At 31.3% G+C, this 15,254-nt stretch carries 15 protein-coding genes; 7 read left to right on the top strand and 8 right to left on the bottom strand.

Annotated features, from left to right (window positions below; genetic code table 11):
• Positions 1-162 precede the first annotated feature (162 nt).
• The gene (lon, locus tag GQR95_RS12290) at positions 163-2,613 is read right to left on the bottom strand and encodes an endopeptidase La (RefSeq protein WP_159023441.1); all 2,451 of its coding nucleotides are present in this window, start codon (positions 2,611-2,613) and stop codon (positions 163-165) included.
• Between the two features lie 245 nt (positions 2,614-2,858).
• On the opposite strand from lon, the gene GQR95_RS12295 reads away from it, so the two are divergent.
• The 4 genes from GQR95_RS12295 to GQR95_RS12310 all read left to right on the top strand — a co-directional run bounded on the left by GQR95_RS12295 (position 2,859) and on the right by GQR95_RS12310 (position 5,899).
• Positions 2,859-3,413 (top strand): RNA polymerase sigma factor, encoded by a 555-nt coding sequence (locus tag GQR95_RS12295; RefSeq protein ID WP_159023442.1) that lies wholly within the window; start codon positions 2,859-2,861, stop codon positions 3,411-3,413.
• A gap of 11 nt (positions 3,414-3,424) precedes the next feature.
• Positions 3,425-3,991, top strand: a complete 567-nt coding sequence (locus GQR95_RS12300; protein ID WP_159023443.1) for a hypothetical protein — start codon at positions 3,425-3,427, stop codon at positions 3,989-3,991.
• Positions 3,969-5,054, top strand: a complete 1,086-nt coding sequence (locus GQR95_RS12305; RefSeq protein ID WP_159023444.1) for a hypothetical protein — start codon at positions 3,969-3,971, stop codon at positions 5,052-5,054. The genes GQR95_RS12300 and GQR95_RS12305 overlap by 23 nt, the downstream gene beginning before the upstream one ends.
• 110 nt (positions 5,055-5,164) lie before the next feature.
• Positions 5,165-5,899 (top strand): head GIN domain-containing protein, encoded by a 735-nt coding sequence (locus tag GQR95_RS12310; protein WP_159023445.1) that lies wholly within the window; start codon positions 5,165-5,167, stop codon positions 5,897-5,899.
• A 62-nt stretch (positions 5,900-5,961) separates the two neighbouring features.
• On the opposite strand, the gene GQR95_RS12315 is transcribed toward GQR95_RS12310, so the two are convergent.
• A complete protein-coding gene (locus GQR95_RS12315; protein ID WP_159023446.1) occupies positions 5,962-7,281 on the bottom strand; it encodes an MFS transporter in 1,320 nt (439 codons plus the stop codon).
• Positions 7,282-7,339: 58 nt separating this feature from the next.
• Complete coding sequence (locus GQR95_RS12320; RefSeq protein ID WP_159023447.1) at positions 7,340-8,146, bottom strand: M48 family metallopeptidase; 807 nt, start codon at positions 8,144-8,146, stop codon at positions 7,340-7,342.
• Positions 8,147-8,273: 127 nt separating this feature from the next.
• Between GQR95_RS12320 and msrB the strand changes: the two genes are divergently transcribed.
• Entirely contained in the window at positions 8,274-8,747 is a 474-nt protein-coding gene (gene msrB / locus GQR95_RS12325) for a peptide-methionine (R)-S-oxide reductase MsrB (protein WP_159023448.1), read from the top strand.
• 1 nt (position 8,748) lies between these two features.
• Here the strand turns inward: msrB and GQR95_RS12330 are convergent, their stop codons facing one another.
• Positions 8,749-10,035 (bottom strand): NAD(P)/FAD-dependent oxidoreductase, encoded by a 1,287-nt coding sequence (locus GQR95_RS12330; RefSeq protein WP_159023449.1) that lies wholly within the window; start codon positions 10,033-10,035, stop codon positions 8,749-8,751.
• 115 nt (positions 10,036-10,150) lie between these two features.
• Between GQR95_RS12330 and lpdA the strand changes: the two genes are divergently transcribed.
• Positions 10,151-11,527 (top strand): dihydrolipoyl dehydrogenase, encoded by a 1,377-nt coding sequence (gene lpdA, locus GQR95_RS12335; protein WP_159023450.1) that lies wholly within the window; start codon positions 10,151-10,153, stop codon positions 11,525-11,527.
• A 160-nt stretch (positions 11,528-11,687) separates the two neighbouring features.
• Here the strand turns inward: lpdA and GQR95_RS12340 are convergent, their stop codons facing one another.
• Positions 11,688-12,329 carry a porin family protein gene (locus GQR95_RS12340; protein WP_370514478.1) on the bottom strand — a complete coding sequence of 214 codons (642 nt, stop codon included), beginning with the start codon at positions 12,327-12,329 and terminating at the stop codon, positions 11,688-11,690.
• 370 nt (positions 12,330-12,699) lie between these two features.
• On the opposite strand from GQR95_RS12340, the gene GQR95_RS12345 reads away from it, so the two are divergent.
• Entirely contained in the window at positions 12,700-13,254 is a 555-nt protein-coding gene (locus GQR95_RS12345; RefSeq protein WP_159023451.1) for a nitroreductase, read from the top strand.
• A 108-nt stretch (positions 13,255-13,362) separates the two neighbouring features.
• Here the strand turns inward: GQR95_RS12345 and GQR95_RS12350 are convergent, their stop codons facing one another.
• From GQR95_RS12350 to GQR95_RS12360, 3 genes are all read right to left on the bottom strand, one after another.
• On the bottom strand, positions 13,363-14,043 hold the full coding sequence (locus GQR95_RS12350) for a VOC family protein (protein WP_159023452.1): 681 nt from the start codon (positions 14,041-14,043) through the stop codon (positions 13,363-13,365).
• 74 nt (positions 14,044-14,117) lie between these two features.
• Positions 14,118-14,534, bottom strand: a complete 417-nt coding sequence (gene aroQ / locus GQR95_RS12355) for a type II 3-dehydroquinate dehydratase (RefSeq protein WP_159023453.1) — start codon at positions 14,532-14,534, stop codon at positions 14,118-14,120.
• Between the two features lie 82 nt (positions 14,535-14,616).
• Entirely contained in the window at positions 14,617-15,204 is a 588-nt protein-coding gene (locus GQR95_RS12360; protein WP_159023454.1) for a hypothetical protein, read from the bottom strand.
• Positions 15,205-15,254: the final 50 nt, after the last annotated feature.

The following is a 15,254-nucleotide window of genomic DNA, read 5'->3' on the forward strand; positions in this document are numbered from 1 at the left end:
GTTTAAAACGTCGATTTATCAATTATATTTTTACATATAAAGAATGTTTTATACACTAGCTTTATATGTTTCTGTAACTTGTTTAAATCAAAAAAAGCATCTAAAACATAAAGTCTTAGATGCTTTTAAATTATATATTAAGGTAAGTCCCTTATTTGTAAACTATAATGTCTTTGCGTTTTTTACTTTCTCGTCTGTCAAAGCAAATTTTAAAACATCACTCATGTCTGTTACATAATGAAAGGTTAACCCTTTTAGATATTCTTGTTTTATTTCTTCAATATCTCTTCTGTTTTCTTCGCATAGCATGATTTCTTTAATTCTAGCACGTTTTGCTGCAAGAATTTTTTCTTTAATCCCTCCAACTGGTAATACTTTACCACGAAGTGTAATTTCTCCTGTCATGGCTAAACTACTTTTAACTTTACGTTGTGTAAATAAAGATACTAAAGACGTTAACATGGTTACACCTGCACTTGGTCCATCTTTAGGTGTTGCTCCTTCTGGCACGTGAATATGTACATTATATTTATCGAAAACATCAGGATTTAAGTTTAATTCTTCTGCATTTGCTTTAATATATTCCATAGCAATTGTTGCAGATTCCTTCATTACTTTACCTAAATTTCCGGTAATACTTAAATTCCCTTTTCCTTTAGATAGAATGGATTCTATAAATAGTATATCCCCACCAACACGCGTCCAAGCTAAACCTGTAACTACACCAGCCACATTATTATTCTCGTATTTATCGCGTTCTAATTTTGGTCCGCCTAAGACTTCAATAATATCTTCGTTAGAAATTTTTACGTTGTACTCCTCTTCCATTGCAATGTTTTTGGCTACATAACGTACCATTTTTGCAATTTGTTTTTCAAGACCACGAACACCAGATTCTCTAGTATACCCTTCAACTATTTTTTCTAATTGAGGTTTTCCTATTTTAACATCTTTCTCTGTTAAACCGTGTTCTTTTATTTGTTTTGGAAGTAAGTGACGTTTTGCAATTTCTACTTTCTCTTCAATAGTATATCCTGTAACATTAATAATCTCCATACGGTCTAATAAAGCCGGTTGGATTGTATTTAAACTGTTAGAGGTTGCCACAAACATTACTTTAGAAAGGTCGTAACCTAATTCCAAGAAATTATCGTGAAAGGCGCTATTTTGTTCTGGATCTAAAACCTCTAATAATGCAGAAGACGGATCGCCTTGATTAGAATTAGTTAATTTATCAATCTCATCTAAAACAAACACCGGATTAGAAGTTCCTGCTTTTTTAAGACTCTGTAAAATACGACCTGGCATAGCACCAATGTATGTTTTTCTATGTCCGCGAATTTCTGCTTCATCACGTAATCCTCCTAAAGAAATACGCACATACTCACGCCCTAAAGCTTCTGCAATAGATTTTCCTAAAGATGTTTTACCAACTCCTGGAGGTCCGTAAAGACATAAAATTGGCGATTTCATATCGTTACGTAATTTTAAAACCGCTAAATATTCAATAATACGGCGCTTAACATCTTCTAAACCATAATGATCGCGGTCTAAAATACGTTGTGCACGTTTTAAATCGAATTTATCTTTACTAAACTTATCCCAAGGTAAATCCAAGAATAAATCTAAATAATTACGTTGTATAGAATACTCGGCAACTTGCGGATTCATACGTTGCATTTTCGCTAATTCCTTATCGAAATGTTTCGCAATAGTTTCGCTCCATTTTTTCTTTTTAGAACGGGCTCTCATTTCTTCAATCTCTTCTTCATAACTTACGCCACCCAATTCTTCTTGAATGGTTTTCATTTGCTGATGTAAGAAATATTCGCGTTGTTGCTGGTTCATGTCACTCTGAACCTTTAACTGTATGTCGTTTTTAAGTTCTAATTTTTGAAACTCAACATTCATATAACGTAACGTCTCTAGCGCGCGCTCTTTAAGATCGTTTGCCTCAAGAAGACTTTGCTTTTCTTTTACCGTTAAATTCATATTAGAAGCCACAAAGTTTATTAAAAACGAATTGCTTTCAATATTTTTTATAGCAAAAGAGGCTTCAGTTGGAATACTTGGGCTTTCTTTTATTATTTGAAGCGATAATTCCTTAATAGAATCTATAATAGCATCAAACTCTTTATTTTTATTTTCTGGTTTAACTTCAGGAACTTCAGAAATTGTAGCTGTTAAATATGGTTCTTCAGAAATGACTTCGTTAATTTTAAAGCGTTTTTTACCTTGTATAATAACGGTTGTATTTCCGTCAGGCATTTTTAAAACACGTAAAATACGAGCAACTGTTCCTGTTTCATGAATATCTTTAGCTCCAGGATCTTCTACTGCTTCGTCTTTTTGAGATACTACACCTATTACTTTTCCGCCTTTATTGGCATCATTAATAAGTTTAATAGATTTATCTCTACCAGCAGTAATAGGAATAACCACACCTGGAAATAACACTGTATTTCTTAAAGAAAGAATTGGTAAGGTATCTGGAAGTTGTTCTTTATTTATTTCTTCTTCATCTTCGGGTGTCATTAAAGGAATTAATTCTGAATTCTCATCAAATTCCTGAAATGACAAACTGTCAAGACTTAAAAAATTAGATTTTTTCATATATAGATTTAAGTCAATCTGTCATAATTACGTAATCAAAACAGATTGTTTTATTTTTATTAATATTTTGATAATTAAATACCACCTTCAAAACTAGCTTATTAAAGCTGTAGTTTCTAAAATAGTCGTCATATATTTTTCAATTAATATGCCAAGCTAAATTATTTTGAAAAACTTTTATTGAATAACTGTAACAATAAAGTAATACCTTCATCTTTATAACAAACCAATAGAATATTTTTTAGTTGTCACCAACCAACCAACATATCGATTTATTAATAGCACGCTGTAAAACAGGAAGCCAATCTGCACAATTGGAAGTTTACAACAGATACTATAGTGCTATGTATAATACCGCTTTTAGAATTGTAAAAAACAGTTTTGAAGCAGAAGATATTATGCAAGATTCATTTTTAACGGCATTTACAAAGTTAGAGTCGTTAAAAGATATAAAAACTTTCGGAGGTTGGTTAAAACGTATTGTTGTTAATAATAGTATACAACACTTTAATAAAAATAATAAATATGAAGATGTGCCTTATGATACTGTAATGTATAAAATTGAAGATACTCATGTAGATACTGCTCAGGACGAAGAAGCTAATACGCAAGCTAAATATGTATTAAAGATGATGAATACATTAAAAGATAATTATAGAATAGCGCTCACTCTGCATTTAATTGAAGGTTACGATTACGAAGAAATTTCGAGTATTATGAATGTGAGTTATGCCAATTGCAGAACAACCATTTCTAGAGCAAAAGAAAGTTTAAGACAAAAATTACAACACGTCGTTTAAAAATAAAGATTATGAAGCAAGAAGATAATTTAGACCATCTTTTTAAAACGTTACAAAACGATTTTGATGTTGAAACACCTAATACACATCACGAAGATCGGTTTTTAGCAAAATTAAAAAAGCAAAGTATAGCTGTTAAGCCGGTTAAAAAAACATATCCGTTTTTAAAACCATTATTAGCAGTAGCTGCCACAATAGTATTACTAATTACATTCACTTTTGCGTTTCAAAAACAAGACCAAGAGCATGCAGATTTAGCGAGTGTATCTCCAGAAATGGCAAAAACACAAAGTTTTTTTACAGCTACTATTTCTCAAGAATTAAAAGAATTAAAAAAAGAAAATGCACCAGAAGTGCAACCCTTAATACAAGATGCTTTAAAACATTTAAATGTGCTTGAAGCAAATTACGAAACTCTAAAATTAGATTTAACAAAGAGTGGCAACGATAAACGCGTAATCTATGCCATGATTGCAAATTTTCAAAGTAGAATTGAAATTTTAGAAAGTGTTATGGAAACTATAGACAATGTAAAACAATTAAAAAATATTTCAAATGAAAATGAAACAGCCATATAATATTATATTTTTCTTCTTACTCATCCCTTATTTAGCACTGGCAAACAATCCCATAAAAGCTAAGTATTCTGAAGAAAAAGTAATAAAAAAAGAGTTTAAAGTAAATCCTAATGCCACGTTAAGTATAGATAATAGCTATGGAAATGTAGATGTTATTACCTGGAATGAAAACCGTATTGTGTTCGAAATTAGAATTACTACAAATGGAAGTAATTCAGAAAAAGTTCAAAACAAGCTTAAAGATATTACTGTAGCGTTTAATGCATCGCCTACTTATGTGTCTGCAAAAACAATATTTAGTAAAACAAAATCTAATTGGTGGGATTGGAGCGGTTCAGACAATATAAACATGAAGATTAATTATATTGTAAAAATACCAATTACTAATAATGTAGATTTAAGTAACGATTATGGAGCGATTAATTTAGATAAACTTGAAGGTCATGCAAAAATAAATTGCGATTACGGTAAAATTACAACCAAAGAATTAATGGCAGATGATAATGATATTGAATTTGATTACACTACTAATTCTTATTTTGAATACATTAAAAGTGGTAAAATAAATGCCGATTACAGCGGATTTACAGTTTCTAAAACAAAAGATCTTTTTATTGAAGCAGATTACACCAACAGTAAAGTTGAAATTGGAGAAAATGTAAGTTATAACTGTGATTACGGAAGTATAACTATAGATAAAGTAAATTACTTTAAAGGAGAAGGCGATTACTTAACGGTTGTTATTGGAGACGTTTATAAATCGGTTACTATTGATGCTGATTATGGCTCTATAAAAATTAAAAACATGTCGGCCAATGCAAACAATGTTAGTATAGATTCTGATTATGTGGGTATTAAAATTGGCTACGATTCTAACTACAATTTTAATTTTAAACTAGATTTAGAATATGCAGATTTAAGAGACCAAGAAGGGTTTCAGTTTAACGTAAAACGTATTGAATCTAGCGACAAATATTACGAAGGATTTTACGGAAGTGCAAATTCTGGAAATACAATTAAAATAGATTCTGATTACGGAAGCGTCTCGTTTATTAAAAATTAATATAATTATGTGATCAATCCGTTTCTAAAGAAACCTGAATAACAATTAAATAGAATATTTTTATATCAATAAGAATAACCATAAAACCGAATCATCAAATCAATCAAAATATGAAAACAGTAAATTTTAAAATTGCAATTATTTTTGCAACACTAGCCATCTCGTTAAACTCTTGTGTAAGTATTAATAAAGGAATACAAGGTAATGGAGAATATATTACAGACCAAAGAACAACCTCTAGTTACGATAATGTAAGCTGTTCTGGATCTATGAACTATATTTTAGTACAAGGAACTGAAGGGCAAATTACAGTTGAAGGAGAATCTAACTTAGTCCCTTATATTATAACAGAAGTACAAGGCAATACTTTAACAGTAAGAACAGAAGATGGAATAAACTTAAGTCCAAGTAATAATAGAGACATTATAATTACAATTCCATTTAAAGATCTCTCTGAAGTGTCTCTAACTGGTTCTGGAGATTTAATTAATCATGATGTTATTTCTTCAGAAAATTTAAAAGTAGGAATTACAGGTTCTGGAGATGTTATTTTAGATATTAATACCACTCATGTAGAAGGTAGCGTAACCGGATCTGGAGACTTAACATTAAATGGAAAAACAGAAAGCTTAAATTTTAGTGTAACAGGATCTGGAGATTTTCATGGTTACCGTTTAGAATCTAAAAATGCAGATATTTCTGTAACTGGTTCTGGAGATGCAGAAGTTATGGCAACAAGCTTTTTAAAAGCACGTGTATCTGGATCTGGAGATATTGCTTATAAAGGACATCCAGAAAAAGAAGACACCAAAGTATCTGGTTCTGGAAGTATAGAAATGAATTAAAAACAAATAGTCTATAGCTAAAAAAAGCATTCTTAAACGGATGCTTTTTTTATACTTAAATTTTAGATTTTATCTTCTTTTGGGACTTTAAATAAGAGTATAATTCCAACTAAAAAGAACACAAATAAAAACAGAATAGCATTTCGCATACTCCCCGTAATTTGATCTATAGTTCCATAAATAACCATTCCAATTACAATTCCTATTTTTTCGGCGACATCAAAAAAACTAAAATACGATGTTGTATCGTCTGTCTCTGGTAATAACTTAGAATAGGTAGATCTGGCCAAAGCCTGAATTCCGCCCATAACTAAACCAACACACATTGCTGTAATATAAAATTGAGTAGGTGTTTTTACAAAATAACCATAGAAACACAAACACATCCATATAAAATTAATAACAATAAGTGTATTAATGTTTCCAAATTTCTCTGAGGCTCTAGACGTTAAATAAGCACCTAAAATGGCAACAACTTGAATAACCAGAATACTTACAATAAGTCCCATTGTTTTTTCTTGTTTACCGCCCCAATCTACTTCTTGTTCTCCAAAATAAGTAGCCACTAACATTATAGTTTGTACGGCCATACTAAACACAAAAAAAGCTCTTAAGTAGCGTATAAGTCTGGTGTTTTCTTTTATTTCGGCAAAAACAAGTTTTAATTCCTTAAAACCATTAAATAATACAGATTTTGTAACCTTATTTCCTGTTTTAGTTCCTTTTGGAAGTATATAATAGGTATACTGACTAAAAACAATCCACCAAATACCTACGGTAATAAACGAATATCGCATGGCTTTCATAGCAGCTTCTCCTTCTGTACCCGTTATTCCAAATAAGTCTGGTTTCATAACCATAGCCAGGTTTAAAACCAATAACAACACACTACCTATATACCCTAAAGAATATCCTTTGGCACTAATTTTATCTTGTTGTTCTGGAAAAGCAATATCAGGTAAATAGGAATTATAAAAAACCAAACTTCCCCAATACCCAATTAATCCAAGAAAATAAAAGGATAAACTCACATAAATATAATCTAAACTAAACCAATTTAAGCCAATACAAGCTAGGCCACCTATGTAACAAAAGAATTTCATAAACACTTTTTTGTTCCCAATAAAATCTGCAACACCAGAAAGTAAGGGCGATAAAAAAGCAATAACTAAAAAGGCAAAAGCTGTAATGAAAGAGATAAGTGCCGTATTTTTAATATCTGTGCCAAAAACATGTATGTGTTTATTATCTGTTAAAAATAGCGCACCATAAAAAATAGGAAATATGGTAGATGCAATTGTTAAAGTGTATACTGAATTTGCCCAATCGTAAAAAGCCCAAGCATTTAATAATTTTTTACTTCCTTTTGGATATGTTTTCATTTTTATAAAATAGAAATTTGAAAAAAATCAAAATTAAATTAAGAATTGTAGTCTTATGTTAATTTATAAAAGATGTTACCCCAAATTTTTTAGCTTCTGCAATAGCTGTAGGAACCATTTTTGTTAATTCAGAAATTCGACTAGCATTAGCTGGGTGTGTACTTAAAATTTCTGGTGTATTGCTAGTTTCCATACGTTTCCATAATTCTGGAGCTGCTTCTGGATTATAACCAGCAATAGCCATTAAAATAATACCAATTCTATCGGCCTCAGATTCATGACTTCTACTAAACGGTAACATACCTGCTACATTAGATCCTATACCGTAATATTGATTAAACATATCTCTGCTTTGTTCTTCTGTAAAAGCGACATTTCCAGCCAAGGCAATACCTTGTTGTATATAAGCAGCACTCATACGTTGCTGTCCGTGATTTGCTAAAGCGTGTGCAACTTCGTGTCCCATAATAGCTGCAATACCAGCATCTGTCTTTGCAACAGGTAAAATTCCTGTATAAAACACTATTTTACCACCAGGCATACACCATGCGTTTTTTGTACTATCTTCTACTAAATTATATTCCCATTTATAGTTTTTTAAATATCCAACATAACCATTAGCATTTAAATAACGTTCTGCAGCTTTTGCAATGCGTTGTCCTATTCTGGTAATACGAGCAGCATCATCTGTGCCCTTTACTATTTTATTTTCTTCAAGAAAAGTATCATACTGCTGAAAAGATGATGCAAATAAATTATCATTCTTAACAAAAGCCATTGTTTGTTTACCTGTAAATGGATTGGTTGCACAAGATGCAAAAACTAACATACTAGCAAAAAAACAAACACGGGAAGTGAATTTCATAAATATCTCTTTTTTTTTAATCAAAAATTATTAAAGTCTAATATTTTGTAATATTAAAAAACTAATAATATAATTATTTCGTAAGTATAGGCATATAAAACGACAATTTAAATAAAACAAATGTAATATGAAACCTATTTTATTTTTATACTTAGCAATATGTCTTGTTTCTTGTAATGGATTTTCTCAAAAAAAAGACACTAAAACTTCAGCCTATAAAGTTGAAAAAAGTAATGCAGAATGGAAATCAGAACTGACTGCCACACAATATCGAGTTATGAGACAAGCTGGTACAGAAACTCCGTTTTCTAGTCCGATAAACAAAATTTACGAAGCGGGAACTTATGTGTGTTCTGCTTGCGACACACCTTTATTTGAAAGCAATACAAAATTCGATTCAGGTACAGGTTGGCCAAGTTTTAATAATTACATAAAAGGAAATGTTCTTTTTTCTGAAGGCGGAGGCGGCATGTACGGTACCGAAGAACATTGTGCAGTTTGTGGAGGTCACCTAGGACACATCTTTAACGATGGCCCTAAACCTACAGGAAAAAGACACTGTATTAATGGAGTGGCTTTAAAATTTGTACCAAAGTCTTAAATTATTCATCAGACTTTAATTTCTTTTTATACGGACGAATAATTAATCGCGCTTCTCTATCAAATCGGATATAATTGTACACCCAATTTATAAATACAATTATGCGATTTCTAAATCCGATTAAAAAGAAAAGATGTACAAACATCCAAACAAACCAAGCAAAAACACCTTGAAATTTAAACTTTGGCATATCTACCACAGCTTTATTTCGTCCAACAGTAGCCATAGCACCTTTATCTTTATATATAAAAGGAGTTAATGGTAAACCCTCCAACAAGCGTTTTAAATTATAACCTAATTGTTTCCCTTGTTGGATTGCCGGTTGGGCCATCATGGGGTAACCGTTAGGATTAGAAGCGGTCTCTACTTGTGCAATATCTCCTATCGCAAAAATATTTGGACATGTTTTTAACTGATTAAATTCGTTAACTATTATTCTATTACTCCTAGATAAATCGTCTGCATGAATTCCTTTTATAGAAGCTCCTTTAACGCCTGCGGCCCAAATCATGGTTGCTGTTTTAAAAGTGACATCTGTATTTGTAGTTACCGTTTTACCATCGTAATTAGAAACACGTGTATTTTTCCAAATGTTTACACCAAGGTTTTCTAAGAAAGCTTCTGCTTTTTCTGAAGCAACTTCACTCATCTCTTTTAAAATACGATTACCAGATTGTACTAAATTTATCTGTACCAAACGGGTGTCTAAATCCGGATAATCTTTAGGTAAGATACCCTTTTTAATTTCTGCTAATGCACCAGCGAGCTCTACTCCTGTTGGCCCAGCTCCTACTATTACAAAGTTCATTAAAGCAATACGATCTTGTAAATTTGTGGTAAGTAGTGCTTCTTCAAAATTTTCTAGAATTAAACTTCTTAAATTTAAAGCCTGCGGTATGGTTTTCATCGCCATACTATTAGTTTCTATAGATGTATTTCCAAAATAATTAGTTTCAGATCCTGAAGCAATTACCAAGTAATCATATTTTAAATCTCCAATATCTGTAATTATATTATTTTTAGCCGAATCTATTTCTGAGACATTTGCCAATCTAAATTGAAAATTAGAATAATCCTGAAGAATTTTACGAATGGGATAAGCAATAGAGTCAGGTTCTAAACCGCCAGTAGAGACTTGATAAAGTAACGGTTGAAAATTATGATAATTATGCTTGTCTAAAAGTACGACCTGTACGTCCTGTTTAGATAATACTTTTGCTAAGGAAACACCAGCAAAACCGCCGCCAATTATTACAATACGCGGATTACTTGTTTGGTTTATATTCATATATAGTTACTTACAAAACAAAGGTAATAAAAGATCTATTTTTTTGCTTATCTAAATTCATTATTTGGATAAGGTTTCGTAAATTCGTAGCACTAAACGATTTAATGAATTAATCATGAGTAAATACGATATTATTGTTCTTGGAAGTGGTCCTGGAGGCTACGTAACCGCTATTAGAGCGTCTCAATTAGGTTTTAAAACTGCTATAGTAGAAAAAGAAAACCTAGGTGGTGTCTGCTTAAATTGGGGATGTATTCCTACTAAAGCCCTTTTAAAGTCGGCTCAAGTATTTGAATATTTAAAACATGCAGGAGACTACGGTTTATCTGTAAAAGAATTCGACAAAGATTTTGGTGCCGTTGTAAAACGTAGCCGTGGTGTTGCCGAAGGCATGAGTAAAGGTATTCAGTTTTTAATGAAAAAAAATAAAATTGATGTCATTGAAGGTTACGGAACTTTAAAACCTGGTAAAAAAATTGATGTAGATGGTACTGAATATAGTGCAGATCACATTATTGTTGCTACTGGTGCACGTTCTCGTGAATTACCTAACTTACCTCAAGATGGTAAAAAAGTTATAGGTTACCGTCAAGCAATGACTTTACCTACACAACCAAAGAAAATGATTATTGTTGGTTCTGGTGCAATTGGAGTAGAATTTGCATATTTCTACAACTCAATGGGTACAGAAGTAACTGTAGTTGAATATTTACCAAATATAGTTCCTGTTGAAGACGAAGATGTTTCTAAGCAATTAGAACGTTCTTTCAAAAAAATTGGAATTAACGTTATGACTTCTGCAGAAGTTACATCTATAGACACTAAAGGAAAAGGTGTTAAAGCTACTGTAAAAACAGCTAAAGGAGAAGAAGTTCTTGAAGCTGATATTATTCTTTCTGCTGTAGGTATTAAAACTAATATTGAAAACATAGGTTTAGAAGATGTTGGTATCGCTGTAGATCGTGATAAAGTTTTAGTTAACGATTTCTACCAAACTAATGTACCTGGATATTACGCTATTGGAGATATTACTCCTGGTCAAGCTTTAGCTCACGTTGCTTCTGCTGAAGGTATTTTATGTGTTGAAAAAATCGCTGGTTTACATGTAGAACCAATTGACTACGGAAACATTCCTGGTTGTACTTATGCATCTCCAGAAATTGCAAGTGTTGGTTTAACAGAAAAGAAAGCAAAAGAACAAGGTTACGACATTAAAGTTGGTAAATTCCCTTTCTCTGCTTCTGGTAAAGCAAGTGCTGCAGGAAATAAAGATGGTTTTGTAAAAGTAATTTTCGATGCTAAATACGGCGAATGGTTAGGTTGCCATATGATTGGTGCTGGAGTTACAGATATGATTGCTGAAGCTGTTTTAGGTAGAAAACTAGAAACAACTGGACATGAAGTATTAAAAACTATTCACCCTCACCCAACAATGAGTGAAGCGGTAATGGAAGCTGTTGCAGCTGCTTATGGTGAAGTAATTCACATCTAATAAAACAAAAATTATTACTATATAAAAAAGGAGATTCTATTTGAGTCTCCTTTTTATTTGACATTTATTTATTAAATCTAACAGTTAAAGTCCTTATTTATAAAACAAAAAAGTCTCAGATAATTCTGAGACTTTTTTGTAATAAATATTTGAAATAGATTTAGAACATGTACCCTAAACCAAACTGCCAAACATCATTTTTACCATCAACGTTTTCAAAAAGCGTATCGTCTTTAAAAATACTAGTTAAGCCCATAGTGTAACGTGCACTTAAAAATACACCACTATCAAACTTATAAGAAGTACCAAAGGCTAAGTTGGTGTCGAAATCTTTCACATAAGAATCTTCATTATTAACATTTAAGTCACCTCCATCAGAATTTGGATCTGCATCAAACTCTTCATTAATTTTAAATCCAAACTGCGGACCAGCTTCTACACTTAACCCTTTTATTAAATACACTTTTAATAATAATGGCACTTGAATATAATCTAATTGATACTCTACATTATCACTCGTATCAAAAACATTATCCTGATCACGTTCTAAAATATCGAAACCTTGTCCTGAATAAAAAATTTCAGGCTGAAAAGAGAATCTTTCAGAAATTGGCAGTTCTGCAACTAAACCTGCATTAAAACTTGTTCTCGAATCTACATCTTCAAAATCATCTCCACTAAGCTTAGAAAAATTAACTCCTCCTTTTACTCCCAATTGAAATGCTTTAGAATCTGATTGCGCATGAACCGATGTAAATGCAAATAATAATACGCCTGTAAATACAATAATTTTTTTCATCATTTTGATTGTTTTTTATTTGAGTTTAAAACAAATTTATAGACCGAAAACCTAACACCAATAGGGGTTAACAGCATATTAACAAGATTTTAATTTCTTCAAAAAAACAATCGTAAATATATATTTCACCAGTCAACTCTATTCCTAAAATTATTGACTCTGTTGTAATAATGTAAAGATTTTACACTTTAAATAAAATAGTTGGTTGTTAAAACTAATTTAAAAATCGGATGTTTTATTTCATTTAAAATGACATTATATCATTTTTACTATGTTTAAATAAGCTGTATTTTGGCTGAAGAATTTATCTTAAATATTTTAAAAGATTTAGGGTAAAATATAATCTTGTTTTTACCTTTATAAAAAATATAACATGGAACTAAAGCAAATTATTCAAAATAGACGCTCTGTCTTCCCTGATCAATATAATTCTAAGCCAATCTCTAAACAGGTCATTATGGAGCTTCTAGAAGCTGCAAATTGGGCACCAACACATAAACGCACAGAACCGTGGCGTTTTAAGGTCTTAGAAGGTGAAACCAAAATAAATTTAGGTGTGTTTTTGGCTGAGAAGTTTAAGGAAACCGCAGATAAATTTTCTGAATTTAAGTACAATAAGATTAAAAGGAATTCTAAAAATGCCGGTGCAATCATTGCCATTTGCATGGAAAGAGATCCTGAGGAAAGTATTCCTGAATGGGAAGAAGTTGCTGCAACAGCCATGGCTGTGCAGAATATGTGGCTTACTGCAACAGATTTAGGACTTGGAGCCTATTGGAGTTCTCCTGGCTTAATAGCTTCTATAGGTGAGTTTTTTACGCTTAAACCAAACGAAAAATGCTTAGGATTTTTATTTTTAGGATATTATGATGGGCCAAATCCAGAACGCACACCAAATCCTATTGAAGATAAAGTGGAATGGTTATAATTTTATAAATAATAAAAAGATTATAACATAATTATAAATAAGGTTGCAATTTTATAAACGCGTATTTCTTTAGAGAAATTACAAAGCTGTAAAATTGCAATTTCATTTTTATAGGTTTGGAGTGATTTTTATGTTTTCATTACTAAATTCTAAACCATATTCCTGTTTATTATTTACAATAATAGCTTCAAAAGGTTCTGCTACAATTTTTATGGATGTTGGAAACCAAAGATCTTTTAAATTATAATTTGGTAATAGAAAAAGCCCTTCTTGCGAACCATTTGTTCCAAATATTTCAAAATCACCTTTCCAAAATGTTGTATTTAATTCTGTTTCTAGTTGGTTATTTGTCTTTTTAATATCAGCTGTAGGTATTCCAATTTCATTAACACATAAAAAATGAGAAGCATTAAAATTGGTTTCTTCAATAGTATTTAAATCATATCTTACAATACATTCAGCTATATTTCCACTACCATCATAAAAATAAAAAGAGTCTGCATTCCACGTTTTAAAGTTCTGAATCTTTCTACCATTACCCAAGGCTATAATTTCTGTTCTGTTTTGCATCCATTCTAAGGCCTGATGTAACTGGTTTGAAGGAATTAAAAAACAATAATGATAGTTGTATGCTTTCTCAGATTTTTCAAAAATTAATTCACTCCAACCAATTTTTACAGAGAATGCATTTTCGTTCTGCTCTTCTATTTTAAAACCTAAAGTTTCAGAATAAAATTTTAATTCGGACTCTAATGTATTTGTATAAAGTTTTAAAGTTTTAAATTTCATAACCTATATAAAGTTAGTCTAAAGTGTAAACAAGATTTTGAAGACAATCTTTTATAAATAGATAATTAAAATAGTTACAAAAAGCTTTGTATGGCTAGTTCGTAGCTCTGTAAACCAAAACCAACAATAACACCTTTAGCTACTGGAGAAATATAAGAATGATGTCTAAAAGCTTCTCTAGAAAAGGTATTAGATATGTGCACTTCTATAACAGGAGTTGTTATTGCTTTTATAGCATCTCCAAGTGCAACAGATGTATGTGTATAAGCTGCTGCATTTAAAACAATACCATCGTAACTAAAACCAACTTCATGTATTTTATTAATAAGTTCCCCTTCTATATTAGATTGAAAATACGACAACTCTACAGTATTGTATTTTTCTTTAATTGTTTCAAAGAAATCTGTAAACGTTAAATTCCCATAAATTTCAGGTTCACGTTTACCTAATAAATTTAGATTAGGACCGTTTAAAATTAAAATTTTTTTCATAAAGTAAAAGTATAAAAGAATACGGCATAAAAAAAGGCGAAAATTTAATTTCGCCTTTTTTAAATATTTTTATTTACTGTTTTTAGTTTAAATTAACTGTTAAACCAAGGCTAGCTGCAGACCATGTCCAGTCGTTTGAAATCCCTGAATAAGAAAGGTTTACTTGAACTAATTCAGATAAATTATAACCAACCATAGGTCTAAAGTAAAGACCTCCGTCAAATTGATCACTAGCACCAATGGCATAACCTAAATCGGCACCCATTACGATACCATTATTTAGTCCAAATCGTGTAGCGGCTGCAATAGGAAAATATCTAAAATCGTCACCTTCATTTATAGGCCCCCAATTACTGTTTTCTTCTTTATTAAAGTAAATGCCGTAACCAGCTGCAACACCAAAAGCAAAATTTCTATGCACTTGGTATAAATAATTTACATCTAATAAAACTCCGGCAGATACAACATCACTTGCAGAGTTTAGTGGCATAGAACCGCTTACTCCAATGTTTAAGCCGTTTTGAATATTTAGTCCTGTGAATACAGCACTAATTCCGCTGGGTTTCCAACGATCCATACTAAATTCGGGATTCTCGAACGCTGATGGTTGAGCGTAAATTCCGCATACGCAGAACAGTAGAATAATTGTAGCAACAATTTCTCTTTTCATAATAAGTAGGTATTATTTAATATTAATAGGTTTGGGACTACTAAATTAAT

Source organism: Formosa sp. L2A11, from assembly GCF_009796865.1.
Taxonomy (GTDB): domain Bacteria; phylum Bacteroidota; class Bacteroidia; order Flavobacteriales; family Flavobacteriaceae; genus Formosa.

Coding starts and splice junctions, on each gene's coding strand:
- GQR95_RS12345 (WP_159023451.1), top strand. CDS start 12,700: ATGGAACTAAAGCAAATTATTCAAAATAGACGCTCTGTCTTCCCTGAT.
- GQR95_RS12320 (WP_159023447.1), bottom strand. CDS start 8,146: ATGAAATTCACTTCCCGTGTTTGTTTTTTTGCTAGTATGTTAGTTTTT.
- GQR95_RS12310 (WP_159023445.1), top strand. CDS start 5,165: ATGAAAACAGTAAATTTTAAAATTGCAATTATTTTTGCAACACTAGCC.
- GQR95_RS12330 (WP_159023449.1), bottom strand. CDS start 10,035: ATGAATATAAACCAAACAAGTAATCCGCGTATTGTAATAATTGGCGGC.
- aroQ (WP_159023453.1), bottom strand. CDS start 14,534: ATGAAAAAAATTTTAATTTTAAACGGTCCTAATCTAAATTTATTAGGT.
- GQR95_RS12350 (WP_159023452.1), bottom strand. CDS start 14,043: ATGAAATTTAAAACTTTAAAACTTTATACAAATACATTAGAGTCCGAA.
- GQR95_RS12315 (WP_159023446.1), bottom strand. CDS start 7,281: ATGAAAACATATCCAAAAGGAAGTAAAAAATTATTAAATGCTTGGGCT.
- msrB (WP_159023448.1), top strand. CDS start 8,274: ATGAAACCTATTTTATTTTTATACTTAGCAATATGTCTTGTTTCTTGT.
- GQR95_RS12305 (WP_159023444.1), top strand. CDS start 3,969: ATGAAAATGAAACAGCCATATAATATTATATTTTTCTTCTTACTCATC.
- lpdA (WP_159023450.1), top strand. CDS start 10,151: ATGAGTAAATACGATATTATTGTTCTTGGAAGTGGTCCTGGAGGCTAC.
- GQR95_RS12300 (WP_159023443.1), top strand. CDS start 3,425: ATGAAGCAAGAAGATAATTTAGACCATCTTTTTAAAACGTTACAAAAC.
- GQR95_RS12340 (WP_370514478.1), bottom strand. CDS start 12,329: ATGATGAAAAAAATTATTGTATTTACAGGCGTATTATTATTTGCATTT.
- GQR95_RS12360 (WP_159023454.1), bottom strand. CDS start 15,204: ATGAAAAGAGAAATTGTTGCTACAATTATTCTACTGTTCTGCGTATGC.
- lon (WP_159023441.1), bottom strand. CDS start 2,613: ATGAAAAAATCTAATTTTTTAAGTCTTGACAGTTTGTCATTTCAGGAA.